Here is a 14,879-nt window from a genome sequence, read left to right as displayed (position 1 = left end):
CACAACAATAAAAAAGGGCGGAAATCATTCCGCCCTTGATCGGTGTGTTAACGATTATTTAGCTGCAGCCTGAGCGTCGCTTACCCATTTGTCGAATTCAGCCTGATGTCCTTTGATCCAGCCATCAACGTGAGCGTTAATCGCGTCTTCGGAAGACTGACCGTTATGCATTGCCGCGTTCTCTGCATTGATGTCAGAGAGAGGCAGCTTCATTTCAGCAAACAGTTTTGCTGCTGCCGGGTTTTTCTCAGCCCAGGCTTTATTGGCCACGATATGCATGGTGTTGACCGGGAAGCCGTAGTTTGCGCCATTTGGCAGTTTGGTATCGACACCTTTCTGCTCACCTGGCAGCGATGAGAACGGAACCTGCAACCAGACGACATCGCGACTTGGCTTCAGCGTATCGCTTACCCAATAAGGCGTCCAGGTGTAATACAGAATGGGTTTACCCTGCTTAAAGCGAGTAATGGTGTCTGCAATCATTGCGGAGTAATTCCCCTGGTTGTGCTCAACGGTATTGCTCAGATCAAACGCTTTAATCTGATGATTAATCACCGCTTCACAGCCCCAGCCTGGGGTGCAACCTGTCAGGTCTGCTTTACCGTCATCATTGGTATCGAACAGTTTGGCGATTTTTGGATCTTTCAGCTGGGCGATATTGGTGATGTGGTATTTCTCAGCCGTTTTCTTATCAATCAGATACCCCTGCGCAGCACCGCTGACATACGTACCCTGACGATAGAATTTATTGTCGCCACCGGCCGCTGTATACATATCGTCATGCAACGGCTTCCAGTTGGTTGCTATAAATGTGCCATCGCCTGCGGCGATAGTGGTGTAGCCGACGTTGTAATCGACTTCACTCGGCTTCTCAACGGTATAACCCAGTTTCTCCAGCGCGCGGCTGACCAGCAGCGTCTGAAAGGTTTCTTCGGAAATGGTGCTTTGAATAGGTTTGACCGTAATGCCTTTACCAGGCAGATCGGCAGCGGAGACATGTGAAACGGCAAACGTCGTTAACACGGCGGCGAGCAGAGGAGCTGTCTTGCGCATAGTCATTCCTTATTTTTAGATGTCGCTACGGGACGGGCGGCACGTAGAGGCCGCCCGAAAAATTATTTCTTACGGAAAGGGGATAACAGCAGGCCTACAGGGCCAGAGTGATACCAGTGGCGATTACCCCGGCTACGGCTGTCACGGCCCATGGATTGCGTCAGGCGATCAAGGATAATGGCGAGAATCACGATTCCAACGCCGCCTACGGTAGCAAGGCCCATATCAAGACGACCAATGCCGCGCAGGACCATTTGACCAAGGCCGCCCACCGCGATCATGGAAGCGATCACGACCATGGACAGCGCCAGCATCAGCGTTTGGTTCACACCCGCCATAATGGTGGGCATCGCCAACGGCAGTTGCACCTTGAACAGCATCTGACGCGGGCTGGCACCAAAAGATTCACTCGCTTCGATCAAATCGGCAGGCACCTGCTTAATGCCAAGGATAGTCAGACGCACAATCGGAGGCAGGGCGAAGATTATTGTCACCACTACGCCAGGCACGTTACCGATACCAAACAGCATCACAATCGGCACCAGATAGACAAAGGCGGGCGTGGTCTGCATCGCATCCAGCAGCGGGCGTATAATACGCGCCGCACGCTCGCTACGGGCTAGCCAAATTCCCAGCGGCAAGCCGATGACGATACAAAACAGCAGGGCGGTAAGTACCAGCGCCAGCGTCACCATCGCCTGTGACCATGCGCCAATCGCGCCAATCAGGATCAGTGAAATCAGCGTCGCGACGCCCATTGCCGGGCTGGCAATCTGCCAGGCAATCAAAGCAAACAGCACTATCGCGACGGGCGCAGGCATGCCCATCAGCATCTGCTGGAAGGCGCTAAGGATGTAGTCTACCGGCACGCGAATGCCCTGGAACAGCGGACGAAAATGATTGACGACCCAGTCAATTCCCTCCGTGACCCAATGATCGAGCGGTATCCAGGTTTTATGGAACGGATCCATCATATTAAAATGTTCAGGTTGCGGTGCGGGCGTGCTGCTCAGCCAGTCACTGCTGCCGGCACTGCTGGCTGCTGCATCGTGACCACCGCTGCTGCCTGCAGAACCCCACGCATCGGCACCACCGCCATCGCTGGAGGGGACTGCATTGCTGCTGTCAGTAGGCGTATTACCGGCGCCAGACCACGGATCGCTGCTTTGATCGGCTGGGGCAGGGGAAGTGGGTGCAGGCGCGCTAGTGGCGTCCCACGGATTGCTTGCATCTTTACTCATTGCTGGGCTCCTTCACGATCTAAAGCGCGTAATAACATGCTCTTTGAAATGATACCGACGTACTGATTCTCTTCTCCGACGACCGGCACGGCGCAAGGCGCCTGTGCGACGTGGGAGAGCAAATCGTTTAACGAGGTATCCGCAGGAACCGCGGCAGGAATATCCAGCAGGGCGCTGTCGAGCCCTTCGCCAGCCGCTAACGCCGCTTTCAGTGAATCCGTTGAAACCACACCAATAAACTTCTGTTTTTCCAATACGTAACCATATTCGCGATCTTCATCTTGCAGTAATTTAATCGCAGAACGTGGGCCGAAACCGGCGGCTTTACGAATTAATGCCCCCGCGCTGCGACGGGCAATATCTTTGGCGCTAAAGACATGGCTTATATCCACACCGCGGAAGAAAGTACGAACATAATCATTGGCTGGATTATTGAGAATTTCATCCGGCGTGCCCACCTGTACGACTTCACCACCTTGCATAATGGCAATGCGATCGCCAATACGCATTGCTTCGTCAAGATCGTGAGAAATAAACACAATGGTACGCTGATGTTTAGCCTGTAATTTTACCAGCTCATCCTGCATCTCGGTGCGAATCAGCGGATCAAGTGCGGAAAAAGCTTCATCCATTAATAAAATATCTGGATTAATGGCTAATGCGCGGGCTAATCCAACGCGCTGTCGCATCCCCCCAGAGAGTTCATCAGGGTAAGCCTGGGCATAATTTTCCAGCCCGACCTGACGCAGGGCATCCAGTGCTTTTTCCTGACGTTCAGCCACGTCAACACCGGCTAATTCCATGCCAAAGGCAGTATTATTGAGTACATTCATGTGCGGCATTAACGCAAATGACTGGAATACCATGCTGATTTTATTTCTGCGCACTTCACGCAGTTCGCTGTCAGATATTTTCGCAATATCGACACCATCAATGATGACCTGGCCGCGTGTCGGCTCTATCAGACGATTGAGAAGGCGAACCATGGTCGATTTTCCTGAACCGGATAATCCCATGATGACAAATATCTCGCCTTCTTCAATGGCCAGACTGGCATCTTTGACGCCGAGAGACAAACCTGTCTTTTCGAGAATGGCGTCTTTTCCTTCCCCTTTTTCAATGTATTTAAAAGCGCGATCTGGATTGTCGCCAAATATCTTATATAGATTTTTTACTTCGAGTTTAATTGCCATGCACTAATAAAATCCCGGTTAAAATATTTAATATAAAACTACTTCCTAATGAATTTTAAGCAGGCCATACCGTAGCATACTCAGAATATCTGACAACCCTGAAGAGGAATACAGGCGGGCCTTGACAGGCGGTTGATCGCGATTATTCCTAGTGTCCACAAGGGATACGGCCAGATTAATTTTTTGTGATCCTGAAAGTGATTTATCCGTGTTTCAGCAGGTTTTTTGTCGAAAGCCGCTGAAAATTACTCTGAAAAAGGCGAATATTTAGCGTAAAGCGAAAGGTTAAACAGGGCGAAACAGAAAATTAAGAAACAGTAAATTCTGGCGTCAGAATGCAGGCTACCAAAGAGAAATATTCGAGCCAAAAATGGCCCGAATCGCCCTATTTAGAAATTCCAGTCCTCGTCTTGGGTTTCCACGGCTTTTCCCATCACATACGATGACCCTGAGCCGGAGAAAAAGTCATGATTTTCGTCCGCATTCGGTGACAAGGCAGAGAGAATCGCTGGGTTTACCGTGGCTAGTTCTGCCGGGAACAGAGCTTCATAGCCAAGGTTCATCAACGCCTTGTTAGCGTTATAGTGCAGGAAGGTTTTTACCTCTTCTGCCCAGCCAACATCGGCGTACAAGGCGTCAGTATAAGCCAGCTCATTTTCATAAAGCGCCAGCAGCAGATCATAAGCGAACTGCTGCAATGTTTCGCGGCGGCCTGCATCCACCTTTTCCAAGGCTTTTTGGTATTTATAGCCAATATAATAGCCATGTACGGCTTCGTCGCGGATGATTAAACGAATCAGATCGGCAGTATTGGTTAGCTTGCCGCGGCTGGACCAATACATGGGCAGCCAGAAGCCAGAATAGAACAGGAACGATTCCAGAAACACGCTGGCGATTTTCTTTTTCATCGGATCGTCGGCGCGATAATGTTCAAGTATGATGCGCGCCTTATTTTGCAGCGGTACATTCTCTTCGCTCCATGCATAAGCCGCATCCACATCACTGGTATTACACAGCGTCGAAAAAATGGAGCTGTAAGATCGCGCATGTACCGCTTCCATAAAGCTGATATTCGACAGCACCGCTTCTTCATGCGGCGTAATCGCATCAGCCATTAATCCCGGTGCGCCAGTCACATTTTGAATGGTGTCGAGCAGCGTCAGGCCGGTAAATACGCGAATTGTTAACTGCTGTTGTTGCTTATTCAGCGTTTGCCAGGCAGGCAGATCGTTGGACAACGGCACTTTTTCCGGCAGCCAGAAGTTGCTGGTCAGACGATTCCATACTTCGAGATCTTTCTCGTCCTGAATGCGGTTCCAGTTGATGGCCTGAATTTGATTTAGTTGCATAGTTTTCATCACAGCGCGCAGGATACGCAGCCCTGAACCTCTGTGCCTTGAAGCGCCATTTGGCGGAGTCGAATGTAATAAAGCGTTTTGATGCCTTTCTTCCATGCATAGATCTGCGCTTTGTTGATGTCACGTGTCGTGACGTCATCGCGGAAAAACAGCGTCAGCGACAGTCCCTGATCGACATGTTGCGTTGCTTCAGCGTAGGTATCAATAATCGCTTCCGGACCGATTTGATAGGCATCCTGATAAAGATCGAGATTGTCATTGGTCATAAACGGCGCCGGATAATATACGCGACCGGTTTTACCCTCTTTGCGAATCTCAATACGCGATACAATCGGATGAATGCTGGAGGTCGCATGGTTGATATATGAAATCGACCCCGTGGGGGGAATGGCCTGTAAATTCTGATTGTACAAACCGTGTTTCATTACCGCGTCACGCAGCGCCAGCCAGTCGGCGTGCGTCGGCAGCGTAAGCCCCGCATCGGCAAACAGCTGTGTCACGCGTTCGGTGCGCGGCAACCATTCACGCTGCAAATATTTGTCAAAATAGGCACCGCTGGCGTATTGCGATTGCGCAAAGCCGTCAAAAGTTTGCTGATGCTCTTTGGCTAAATGATTTGAAGTACGCAGCGCGTAATAGGTCACGCAATAAAAGTAGAGATTAGTGAAATCCAGGGCTTCTGCTGAGCCGTAAGCAATTCCTTCACGCGCCAGATACCCATGCAGATTCATTTGGCCTAATCCAATGGCGTGCGAGCGGCGATTACCTTCTGCTACTGACGGCACCGAATCGATCTGGCTCATCACCGACACCGATGTCAGCGCGCGTACCGCTACCTCCACGGTACGCGCCAAATCGCGTGAATCCATCGCATGCGCAATATTCAGTGAACCCAGGTTACAGGAGATATCTTTGCCAACACGGCGGTAGCCGAGATCGTCATTAAATTCACTGGCGCTGTTAACCTGTAAAATCTCTGAACACAGGTTGCTCATATTGATACGACCGGCAATGGGATTGCTACGGTTCACGCTGTCTTCGTACATGATGTACGGATACCCTGACTCAAACTGGATTTCCGCCAGCGTCTGGAAGAAATCCCGTGGCTGAATATAGGTTTTGCGGATGCGATCGTCTGCCAGCATCTCGTGATACTTCTCGCTGATGGCAGTATCGCCAAATGCCTGGCCGTATATACGCTCTACGTCATACGGTGAAAACAGCGCCATCGGCTGGTTCTCTTTTGCCAGCTGGAAAGTAATATCTGGGATCACCACGCCAAGTGATAAGGTTTTAATGCGGATTTTTTCGTCGGCGTTTTCACGTTTAGTATCAAGGAAACGGAGAATGTCGGGATGGTGCGCATTCAGCCATACCGCGCCTGCGCCCTGACGTGCGCCAAGCTGGTTAGCATAGGAGAAAGCATCTTCCAGCATCTTCATCACCGGAATGACGCCGGAAGACTGATTTTCGATACGCTTAATCGGTGCGCCAGCTTCACGCAGGTTTGACAGCAGAAATGCCACGCCGCCGCCGCGTTTCGACAATTGCAGCGCCGAGTTCACCGCACGACCAATCGACTCCATATTGTCTTCAATACGCAGCAGAAAGCAGGAAACCAGTTCACCGCGCTGTTGTTTACCACAGTTTAAAAAAGTTGGCGTGGCAGGCTGGAAACGACCGCTGAGGATCTCTTCTAACAGCGCACGTGCCTGCTTTTCATCGCCCTGTGCCAGCGTCAGCGCAACCATACAGGCGCGCTGCTCGAAGGTTTCCAGATAGCGTTTGCCGTCAAAGCTTTTCAGCGTGTAGCTGGTGTAGTACTTCCATGCACCCAGAAAAGTTTTGAATTCAAAACCCCAGGCCGCAGCCTCGTCGTGGAATCTGCACAGGAAACTGAAATTGTACTGATTAAGCACGTCCGCTTCGTAATAGCCTTCTGCCACCAGATAGCGTAAACGCTCAGCAGCCGAGTCAAAGGCAACGGTATTGGGCTGGACGTGTTGAAGGAAAAACTGACGCGTTGCTTCACTATCCTTGTCAAACTGGATACGGCCATCGGCATCGTAAAGATTTAGCATGGCGTTGAGCGCGTGGTAATCCAGCGTCAGATTATTGAGGGTGTCTGTTGTTGCCAAAATTGGGTTACTCCCGCTTTTATATGAGCAATATCATCAGGGGTTCCCATCAATTCAAAGCGGTAGAGACAGGGAACCTGGCATTTCCTGGCAATAATGTTGCCTGCCAGACAATAACCTTCACCGAAGTTGCGGTTACCGGCGGCAATTACGCCGCGAATGCCGCGCCGGTTGTTTTCATCATTGAGAAACTGAATCACCTGTCTGGGTACGGCACCGCGGCTGCTGCCACCGCCATAGCTCGGCACGACCAGAATATAAGGCTGGTTGATGTGCAACTGCTGCTTCGCGTCGAGCGGTATACGGCGGGCGGCCAAGCCCAGTCGGATGATGAATCGATGGGTATTTTCCGACTGGCTGGAAAAGTAGACCAGTGGAAACATGGGATTACCCCTCAACAGCGGCAAGCTGACGCAGGTTGGCGATTTTGTCTGGGCGGAAACCGCTCCAGTGATCGTCATCAGTCATGACCACCGGGACCTGGCGATAGCCGAGGGATTTCAAATTGGTGATAGCTTCCGGCTGAGAATCGAGATTGATCAATTGATAATCAATGCCGTTACGATCCAGGGCATTTTTAGTCGCGTTACACTGGACACAATTGTTTTTGGTGTAAATAATAATGCGCATGATTCGTATTCCTCTTTGTGAGCGGTTCAGGACACCAGATACGAAGTAAATCCCCTTCGCTGTGGCGTCGTCCTTGCTGACATCTTGTGTCGTGCTGATGATATAAATACTAGATGTAGTGGTTAATCAGATCAAGCGCACTATATATAGGGATTTCCGCTGTTGACTTGCAGAACGTGGCAAATGCCAGTAAACATGCGGCTTTCCCGGCTGGAAATTAACAGGAATTAATTTTGTAAAGAGAGTTGCTTAAAAAACAGGCGTAAAAAAGCCCCGCAGGAAGCAGGGCTTAGGTGAAGCGGGGATTAGCGGCGTGAAACCAGCAGCGCACCTAAGACAATACCGACCGCAGCGCCGATACCGACCCCGTGCCACGGTTTATCACGCACATATGCATCAACCTGGCAACCCGCGTCACGTGCAGCCTGCGTGACGCGATTCCCTCCGCCGCTGAGTCTGGAGCGGGTTTGCTTAAGTAATGTCTCGGCCTGGCTGCGTGCAGCCGTCACTTCCTCTTTTGCATCGCTGCCATAAGATTTCAGCAGCGCTTCAAGCGAATCTGCCAGTTCGTTCACATCCTGATTAAGATCAATGTCATCGTTTTTGTCAGTTCGATTAAACATTTTTTGGCTCCCTTTAATTTAAAACGTAATACTAAGTGTAGACGGCCTTTCAGCAAACGAGACGGTGAGCGCGGCCTTTAGGGAAAATTCCGAACGCCAGATACTGTCATGCTGTTGTAAGGTTGCGGGGCTTTTGAAGAGGAGAGGATCAAGCATGTATTTAAGACCAGATGAGGTAGCGCGCGTACTGGAAAAAGCGGGTTTTGAAATGGATGAAATTACGCCACGTGCCTATGGGTATCGTCGTGGTGACAACTACGTTTATGTTAATCGCGAAGCGCGAATGGGGCGCACGGCGCTGGTCATTCATCCGACGCTAAAAGAGAAAAGCCAACCGTTCGCTGAACCTGCATCAGAAATGAAAACCTGCGATCACTACACCCAATTCCCTCTCTACCTGGCGGGTGACTCACAGGAACATTATGGTATTCCACACGGCTTCAGTTCACGTATGGCGCTTGAGCGCTATCTGCAAAGCGTTTTTGGTTAACGCATCAGGCCCCGCTGCGACGGGGCACTGAAAGAACTTTCACCGAATCCTTACCCCTCACCCTGCTGCAATCCACTTCTATGGCGGTTATAACGCGGTCCGACAGAGCCGCCATGGAGGTCTGTACGGCAAACATACGCGCGGGCAGGAAAAACGCCCTGACATCTCGCCAGGATGTGCTAAAAGTACGCCAGCTGTGACGCTATCGTGTACGTTGTCAACGGCAAAAAGGCGTCAGAAACGAGCGATGATAGTCTGATTGAGGCGCGTGAAAAGGCGGGGCGGGCAGTTTACACTGTGCGTTCTGACCTTTTTGCGGATCCCTTCATGAAACAGCGAATACTGGCTCTGGCCGCCGCGCTGCTACTTAGTGGCTGTGCCAGCCTTGTTGGCAATGAAACTCAGTTGGTGCGCATCGACTCTCTGCCGCAGGGCGCGCAATTTACCGTGCAGGATGAAAATGGTCACGCAGTCGCCCAGGGTTTCACGCCGCAAACTGTCGAACTGGAGAAATCCACCGGCCATTATTTCGGTAAAAAACGCTATTTGCTGATGCTGCAAAGCCCCGGCTATGTACCGGTGACAATGCCGATCGAAGCCCGCGCTAATCTTTGGTATCTGCTGGGTAATATTCCGCTGGGCGGATTCCCCGGCTGGCTGCTGGTCGATCCATTCTATGGCGGAATGTACAATCTGAAGCCGGAACATCCACGGCCGTTTATGAATCCGGTTGGCGCACGCGGCTAATTACTGCGCCGTTGGCTTCACCATGCCGCCAGAAGTTTTGTGTTTTTCCAGATACTGATGCTGGAAAATACACATGCGGATGGTGTTGCGGTACTCGCCATTGATAAAAAATTCATGCTTTAACACGCCTTCGATCTCAAAGCCCAGTTTAGTGTAGATGTGGATCGCTTTTTCGTTTTCCTGATCGACAATCAAATACAGCTTATAGAGATTTAATACTGAAAAGCCGTAATCCATTGCCAACTTTGCCGCCTGGCTGGCAAGCCCTTTACCCTGGTGTGTGGGATCAATAATGATCTGAAACTCCGCGCGGCGATGCACATGATTAATCTCGACCAGCTCCACCAGCCCAGCTTTTTGCCCATTATGCTCGACGACAAAGCGTCGCTCGGTCTGATCGTGAATATGTTTGTTATACAGGTCCGAAAGCTCTACAAAAGCTTCATAAGGCTCTTCAAACCAGTAACGCATCACGCTGGCGTTGTTATCCAGTTGATGGACAAAATGTAGATCTTCTCTTTCCAGCGGGCGTAATTTAACGGTCATTATTTATTCCTTTTGTCGCATATCTGCCGCAAGCGTCGTCAATTGTCAGCGAAACGTCACTCAGTGGCGCGTTAAAGCGTTTTGCTGAGATAAACGCCAAAGGGATCGTCGCCGTAGGGTGGAAAGGCTTCGCAGTGCTGATAGCCCAGTCGCTGATAGAATCGCAGCGCGGCGTGATGATGAAGACCCGTTTCCAGCCTGATGTGCTGCAAACCGTTATTACGCGCCTGCATTTCAATCTCAACCATTAATTGTTCTGCTACGCCTTGCCCCCGCATTTCGGGCGCCACAAACAGCCGCTTGAGCTCCCCGAACCCCTTTGGCTGAATCATCAGCGATACACATCCCACAGCATGGCCTTGCTTATTGCGCGCCATCAGCAGAATTAATTCGTCATCAGCGAGAGCGGTGAGATCGGTGCAATGTTGGCTTTCGGGAGGATAAAGGGCATTTTGCCAGTCGTCTAATGCGGCAATGAGCTGCGCAGCACAAGGCGAGAAAGGTTCCTGTTGAATCGAAAACACGCGGTCCTCAGCATTCTGTTTAGGGTATTTTACCCTACGACAAAACGGGAGCGCGCATCAAGTAAAACAAGCGGTTAAGCATCGCGCTGTTTGATGATGCGTCCCATAAGCCCTGCGTACGGCACGATCGCACCTATGATCAGGATCGTGGCTCCCCAAAATCATGTTTAAGCCATCCTGCTGTTTCAGCTCGTTCAACAGGTTGATGATCTCCGCCTGCACCGACATATCCAGCGCCGGGGTTGGCTCATCCAGCAGCAGGATCGACGTCAGCTCAAAACTTTTGGCGGGTCAAAGCTACCAGCATCATCTTTTGGCGTTGCTGCTTGCACGCTGTAGGCGGCGGCCAGGGTTATTGCCTGTAGGGAGAGCAGTATTTTTTCATGAAGTTCCCTTATCTAAAAAGTCATGCGCGTCTCTGAGAGGATTGTAATAGTCAAATACGGACGCCCCTATGCAAAGAAGATCTAATTACAGGAATAGGGCGATAAAAAATCGCATTGTTAAAGAATAGACAATCGATTCAGAAACAGAACATCAACGAAACGTTATTAGCCGATTTATTTTCTTTACCCATTTTACGCTCTGCCTATAATAGCGGAAATTTTACTGGAGGATTAAATTGGACAGTTACCTTAGATATTTGCACTAATTTGGCAAGCTGAATTCTCTTCGCTGCTTGCCACTCGGCGGGCAACAATCCCTTTGTTTAAGTACGATTGCTTTCCCAGTTTATTTCTCTGTCAATAAGTGTGATCGTTATGTTGACGTTTATCTTTGCACTTTTTCCTCCGCCTCGACAGGCGTAGCATCAGTCTACGCGACACTTCCCGGCTATTATACGCCTGACCATTGATGGGCTGAGTGATACTGGATTTACGCTAAAATTTCTGCAGCAAATAATCTGTTATTTGGCTGAGGCTATTTTATTCCTATTCAGTCACGCCAGTGAAATATGCATGCGTCCCCGCGTGCAAGAAAGTTATTGCCTTAAAACAAGGGATGTCGAAATGAGCGACATGAAATTAGATACGCTGGTGAGTAAAACCAGCGAAGATCGCACCGTTAAAAAAGCGAAAAATAGTTATGCCATTGAACGCGAGGCGCGTAATCACCTCAATACCACCTTCGCTAATTTGCAAAGCCAGCCAGAAGGATTAACGCAGCAAGAAGCCGATGCGCGGTTGGCGCGCTTTGGGCGAAATGAAGTGGTGCACGAGAAAGCGCCACCTGCGCTGATTCAGTTGCTGATGGCATTTAATAACCCTTTTATCTATGTTCTGTTAGCACTGGCGCTGATCAGTTTCTTTACCGATTACTGGTTGCCGCTACGTGCCGGAGAGGAAACCGAACTTTCGGGTGTGATCATCATTTTCACCATGGTTACGTTAAGCGGTTTGCTGCGTTTCTGGCAGGAATTTCGAACCAACCGGGCGGTGCAGGCACTTAAAAATATAGTGACTACCCAGGTTACGGTACTGCGCCGTGTTAATGGAAGTTCAGAACGCCAGGATACAGATATAAATACGCTGGTTCCAGGCGATGTTATCTGGCTTAGCGCCGGAGATTTAGTCCCTGCCGATGTGCGGTTACTCACGTCGCGCGACCTGTTTATCAGTCAGGCAGCGCTGACGGGTGAATCACTGCCGGTAGAAAAAAGAGATTTGTCCCTCGATGCCAGCGGCAGGTCACCGGTTGTGCAGCAGATTGAAAGCGAGGAGAAAGGTTTATTTGAGCGGGACAATATTTGCCTGATGGGGACCAATGTTGCCAGCGGAACGGCCAGCGCTATGGTCGTCGCTACTGGCGCGCAGACCTATTTTGGATCGTTAGTTAAATCACTGGCTGGTAAACGCCCACAAACTGCCTTTGACCGCGGTGTGAACAGCGTTAGCAAATTATTGATTCGTTTTATGCTGGTTATGGTCCCGGTTGTCTTGTTGATCAATGGGTACAGTAAAGGCAACTGGATGGACGCTGCGCTGTTTGCCTTAGCTGTCGCGGTGGGTCTGACGCCTGAAATGCTGCCGATGATTGTCAGCTCGAATCTGGCAAAAGGGGCGATTGCCCTGTCACGGCGTAAAGTGATCGTTAAGCGTCTCAACGCCATTCAAAACCTGGGAGCAATGGATGTGCTGTGTACCGACAAAACCGGCACGCTGACTCAGGACCATATTTTGCTGTCACAATACCTAAATTGCGCGGGGGAAGACGATGAGCGAGTGCTGTTACTGGCATGGTTAAACAGTAACAGCCAGAGCGGGGCTAAAAATTTGATGGATCGCGCAGTGCTGGAAGTTGGTAAAACGGCGATTTCGCCTGCACTGCGAGGTCAGTTTCACAAAATGGATGAGTTGCCGTTCGATTTTGTTCGCCGTCGGGTATCGGTGCTGGTGGAGGATCTCGAATACCATTCACCATTGTTGATCTGCAAAGGCGCGGTGGAGGAGATGCTGGCTGCCGCGACGACGCTGCGTCAGGGCAATGTGATTATCCCGCTGTGTGAGGCGCGTCGGGCTGAACTACTGGCAATGACGCAACGCTATAACCAACGAGGTTTTCGCGTTTTGCTGGTGGCGACACGTCAGAATAGCGTGCGGCTGCCGCTGTGCAGCGGTGATGAGCGCGAATTAACCCTTGAAGGTGTGCTGACCTTTCTCGATCCCCCGAAAGAGAGTGCGGGAAAAGCCATCCAGGCGCTGCGCGACAGTGGCGTAGCGGTGAAGGTGCTGACGGGAGACAACCCGCTGGTCACGATGCGCGTCTGTCAGGAAGTGGGCTTGTCGTCGCCAGTAACGCTAACCGGCGATGAAATTGAAGCAATGAGCGATGATGTGCTACGTCAGAAAGCCGAGCGCTGCACGATTTTTGCCAAACTGACGCCGTTGCAGAAAGCACGCATTCTGCGGCTGCTTCAGCAAAATGGTCATACGGTGGGCTTTCTTGGCGACGGCATTAACGACGCACCAGCGCTACGCGATGCTGATGTTGGCATTTCAGTGGACAGCGCGGCGGACATCGCCAAAGAATCTTCAGACATTATTTTGCTGGAAAAAGATTTGCGGGTACTCGGCGACGGTGTGATGAAAGGGCGCGAGACGTTTGGCAATATCATCAAATATCTCAACATGACCGCCAGCTCGAACTTCGGCAACGTCTTTTCGCTGCTGGTCGCCAGCGCTTTTATTCCGTTTCTACCGATGCTGTCTATTCATCTGCTGATTCAAAACCTGATGTATGACATCTCACAGCTGGCTCTGCCGTGGGACAAAGTGGATAGCGAATTCTTGCGTAACCCACGGAAATGGGAGGCGAAAAATATTAAACGCTTCATGCTGTGGATGGGGCCGACATCTTCCATTTTCGATATTACGACGTTTGCGCTGATGTGGTTTGTGTTCGCCGCCAACCATGTGGAAGTGCAGGCGCTGTTTCAGTCAGGCTGGTTTATCGAAGGGTTGTTGTCGCAGACGTTGGTGGTGCATATGTTGCGGACGCAGAAATTGCCCTTTATCCAGAGCCGTGCGGCCTGGCCCGTGTTGATTATGACTTTATTTATTGTGGCGGTCGGTATTTTTATTCCATTTTCGCCGCTGGGCACGATGGTCGGATTGGTGCCGTTACCATGGCAATATTTTCCCTGGTTAGCGCTGACGTTGTTGAGTTATGGCGTGCTGGCACAAGGCATGAAAACGTTGTATATCAAACGATTTGGTCAATGGTTTTAAGGAGGGGAAATGCGTGTAATTAAACGGGAGAGCGTATTGCCCTTTTCGCAATATGATATAAACCATACAGGATATGATGTTGGAGCGGTAGAAATAAGCTTTGGGCAGGCTCTGCCATCAGAGCCGCCGGAATGGCTGATTGGATATCCGTTCAGCTTACAGGGTACATGAGACGCAGGTGTCCGGACTCTGAAGCTTGAACCGTCCAAAATCAGAGTTCGGAAAGTAACGATATAGCAGAAAGCTTCGTGAAGACGATAAAGCGAAATACATCAGCAACATGCCAAAATCGTATAGCCAGATGGTGGTGAACCTATTATAACGAACACTACCCTCCCAGAGCGCTGGGGTATCCTCTAAGGGTAAAAAAGCGGCTAGTTATATAGGAACAAATCCGCTTAAATATATTAGTCGAGAAGAGATTTGACAGTTTTCGGTTATTTAAACAGGTCTCTGTCAGATCAGATACGAACTAATACTGAATGTACTAGCTCAGACCTGATCTGACAGTTACCGGTTATTTATACAGGTGTCTGTCAGATTAAATCTGGTTCAGATTCTTTTCTGCCCAGACCCGTTTTCCATCAAGTAACGTGGCCATTGGCGTA

The 14,879-nt window shown here is 50.3% G+C and carries 14 protein-coding genes and 1 pseudogene; 4 read left to right on the top strand and 11 right to left on the bottom strand.

What is annotated here, in order from left to right; translation table 11 throughout:
* Positions 1–54: 54 nt before the first annotated feature.
* The 8 genes from proX to QRY16_RS18455 form a co-directional block, all read right to left on the bottom strand.
* A complete protein-coding gene (proX, locus tag QRY16_RS18490) occupies positions 55–1,053 on the bottom strand; it encodes a glycine betaine/L-proline ABC transporter substrate-binding protein ProX (protein WP_289777632.1) in 999 nt (332 codons plus the stop codon).
* Between the two features lie 62 nt (positions 1,054–1,115).
* Positions 1,116–2,294, bottom strand: a complete 1,179-nt coding sequence (proW, locus tag QRY16_RS18485) for a glycine betaine/L-proline ABC transporter permease ProW (RefSeq protein WP_193404536.1) — start codon at positions 2,292–2,294, stop codon at positions 1,116–1,118.
* A complete protein-coding gene (gene proV / locus QRY16_RS18480) occupies positions 2,291–3,487 on the bottom strand; it encodes a glycine betaine/L-proline ABC transporter ATP-binding protein ProV (RefSeq protein WP_289777631.1) in 1,197 nt (398 codons plus the stop codon). Before proV ends, proW begins: the two co-directional genes overlap by 4 nt.
* Positions 3,488–3,876: 389 nt before the next feature.
* Positions 3,877–4,836: a class 1b ribonucleoside-diphosphate reductase subunit beta gene (gene nrdF, locus QRY16_RS18475; RefSeq protein ID WP_289777630.1), complete on the bottom strand. Its 960-nt coding sequence runs from the start codon at positions 4,834–4,836 to the stop codon at positions 3,877–3,879.
* A gap of 8 nt (positions 4,837–4,844) precedes the next feature.
* Positions 4,845–6,983 carry a class 1b ribonucleoside-diphosphate reductase subunit alpha gene (nrdE, locus tag QRY16_RS18470; protein ID WP_289777629.1) on the bottom strand — a complete coding sequence of 713 codons (2,139 nt, stop codon included), beginning with the start codon at positions 6,981–6,983 and terminating at the stop codon, positions 4,845–4,847.
* Positions 6,953–7,366 carry a class Ib ribonucleoside-diphosphate reductase assembly flavoprotein NrdI gene (gene nrdI / locus QRY16_RS18465; protein ID WP_289777628.1) on the bottom strand — a complete coding sequence of 138 codons (414 nt, stop codon included), beginning with the start codon at positions 7,364–7,366 and terminating at the stop codon, positions 6,953–6,955. Before nrdI ends, nrdE begins: the two co-directional genes overlap by 31 nt.
* Before the next feature lie 4 nt (positions 7,367–7,370).
* Positions 7,371–7,613, bottom strand: coding sequence for a glutaredoxin-like protein NrdH (gene nrdH, locus QRY16_RS18460; RefSeq protein WP_193404541.1), 243 nt, complete (start codon positions 7,611–7,613; stop codon positions 7,371–7,373).
* Positions 7,614–7,918: 305 nt separating this feature from the next.
* A complete protein-coding gene (locus tag QRY16_RS18455; RefSeq protein ID WP_193404542.1) occupies positions 7,919–8,236 on the bottom strand; it encodes a DUF883 family protein in 318 nt (105 codons plus the stop codon).
* A gap of 154 nt (positions 8,237–8,390) precedes the next feature.
* On the opposite strand from QRY16_RS18455, the gene QRY16_RS18450 reads away from it, so the two are divergent.
* Both QRY16_RS18450 and QRY16_RS18445 read left to right on the top strand, forming a co-directional pair.
* Positions 8,391–8,726, top strand: coding sequence for a DUF2002 family protein (locus QRY16_RS18450; protein WP_193404543.1), 336 nt, complete (start codon positions 8,391–8,393; stop codon positions 8,724–8,726).
* 327 nt (positions 8,727–9,053) lie between these two features.
* Positions 9,054–9,473, top strand: coding sequence for a hypothetical protein (locus tag QRY16_RS18445; protein ID WP_289777627.1), 420 nt, complete (start codon positions 9,054–9,056; stop codon positions 9,471–9,473).
* On the opposite strand, the gene speG is transcribed toward QRY16_RS18445, so the two are convergent.
* The 3 genes and pseudogenes from speG to QRY16_RS18430 all read right to left on the bottom strand — a co-directional run.
* Positions 9,474–10,019 carry a spermidine N1-acetyltransferase gene (gene speG, locus QRY16_RS18440; protein WP_193404545.1) on the bottom strand — a complete coding sequence of 182 codons (546 nt, stop codon included), beginning with the start codon at positions 10,017–10,019 and terminating at the stop codon, positions 9,474–9,476.
* 71 nt (positions 10,020–10,090) lie between these two features.
* On the bottom strand, positions 10,091–10,543 hold the full coding sequence (locus tag QRY16_RS18435; RefSeq protein WP_193404546.1) for a GNAT family N-acetyltransferase: 453 nt from the start codon (positions 10,541–10,543) through the stop codon (positions 10,091–10,093).
* 57 nt (positions 10,544–10,600) lie between these two features.
* Positions 10,601–10,807 (bottom strand): annotated as a pseudogene (locus QRY16_RS18430) (hypothetical protein); the annotation flags it as partial.
* A gap of 746 nt (positions 10,808–11,553) precedes the next feature.
* Between QRY16_RS18430 and mgtA the strand changes: the two are divergent.
* Positions 11,554–14,271, top strand: coding sequence for a magnesium-translocating P-type ATPase (gene mgtA, locus QRY16_RS18425; protein WP_289777626.1), 2,718 nt, complete (start codon positions 11,554–11,556; stop codon positions 14,269–14,271).
* 9 nt (positions 14,272–14,280) lie between these two features.
* Positions 14,281–14,442, top strand: a complete 162-nt coding sequence (locus QRY16_RS18420; protein ID WP_289777625.1) for a hypothetical protein — start codon at positions 14,281–14,283, stop codon at positions 14,440–14,442.
* The last annotated feature ends 437 nt before the right edge of the window (positions 14,443–14,879 follow it).

This window comes from Mixta mediterraneensis, assembly GCF_030283135.1.
Lineage (GTDB): Bacteria > Pseudomonadota > Gammaproteobacteria > Enterobacterales > Enterobacteriaceae > Pantoea > Pantoea mediterraneensis.
The sequence above is the reverse complement of the archived record's forward strand: the minus strand, read 5'-3'. Positions and strand labels throughout refer to the sequence as shown.

Coding starts and splice junctions, on each gene's coding strand:
- nrdF (WP_289777630.1), bottom strand. CDS start 4,836: ATGCAACTAAATCAAATTCAGGCCATCAACTGGAACCGCATTCAGGAC.
- nrdI (WP_289777628.1), bottom strand. CDS start 7,366: ATGTTTCCACTGGTCTACTTTTCCAGCCAGTCGGAAAATACCCATCGA.
- QRY16_RS18455 (WP_193404542.1), bottom strand. CDS start 8,236: ATGTTTAATCGAACTGACAAAAACGATGACATTGATCTTAATCAGGAT.
- proW (WP_193404536.1), bottom strand. CDS start 2,294: ATGAGTAAAGATGCAAGCAATCCGTGGGACGCCACTAGCGCGCCTGCA.
- QRY16_RS18445 (WP_289777627.1), top strand. CDS start 9,054: ATGAAACAGCGAATACTGGCTCTGGCCGCCGCGCTGCTACTTAGTGGC.
- proV (WP_289777631.1), bottom strand. CDS start 3,487: ATGGCAATTAAACTCGAAGTAAAAAATCTATATAAGATATTTGGCGAC.
- QRY16_RS18450 (WP_193404543.1), top strand. CDS start 8,391: ATGTATTTAAGACCAGATGAGGTAGCGCGCGTACTGGAAAAAGCGGGT.
- nrdH (WP_193404541.1), bottom strand. CDS start 7,613: ATGCGCATTATTATTTACACCAAAAACAATTGTGTCCAGTGTAACGCG.
- mgtA (WP_289777626.1), top strand. CDS start 11,554: ATGAGCGACATGAAATTAGATACGCTGGTGAGTAAAACCAGCGAAGAT.
- proX (WP_289777632.1), bottom strand. CDS start 1,053: ATGCGCAAGACAGCTCCTCTGCTCGCCGCCGTGTTAACGACGTTTGCC.
- QRY16_RS18420 (WP_289777625.1), top strand. CDS start 14,281: ATGCGTGTAATTAAACGGGAGAGCGTATTGCCCTTTTCGCAATATGAT.
- speG (WP_193404545.1), bottom strand. CDS start 10,019: ATGACCGTTAAATTACGCCCGCTGGAAAGAGAAGATCTACATTTTGTC.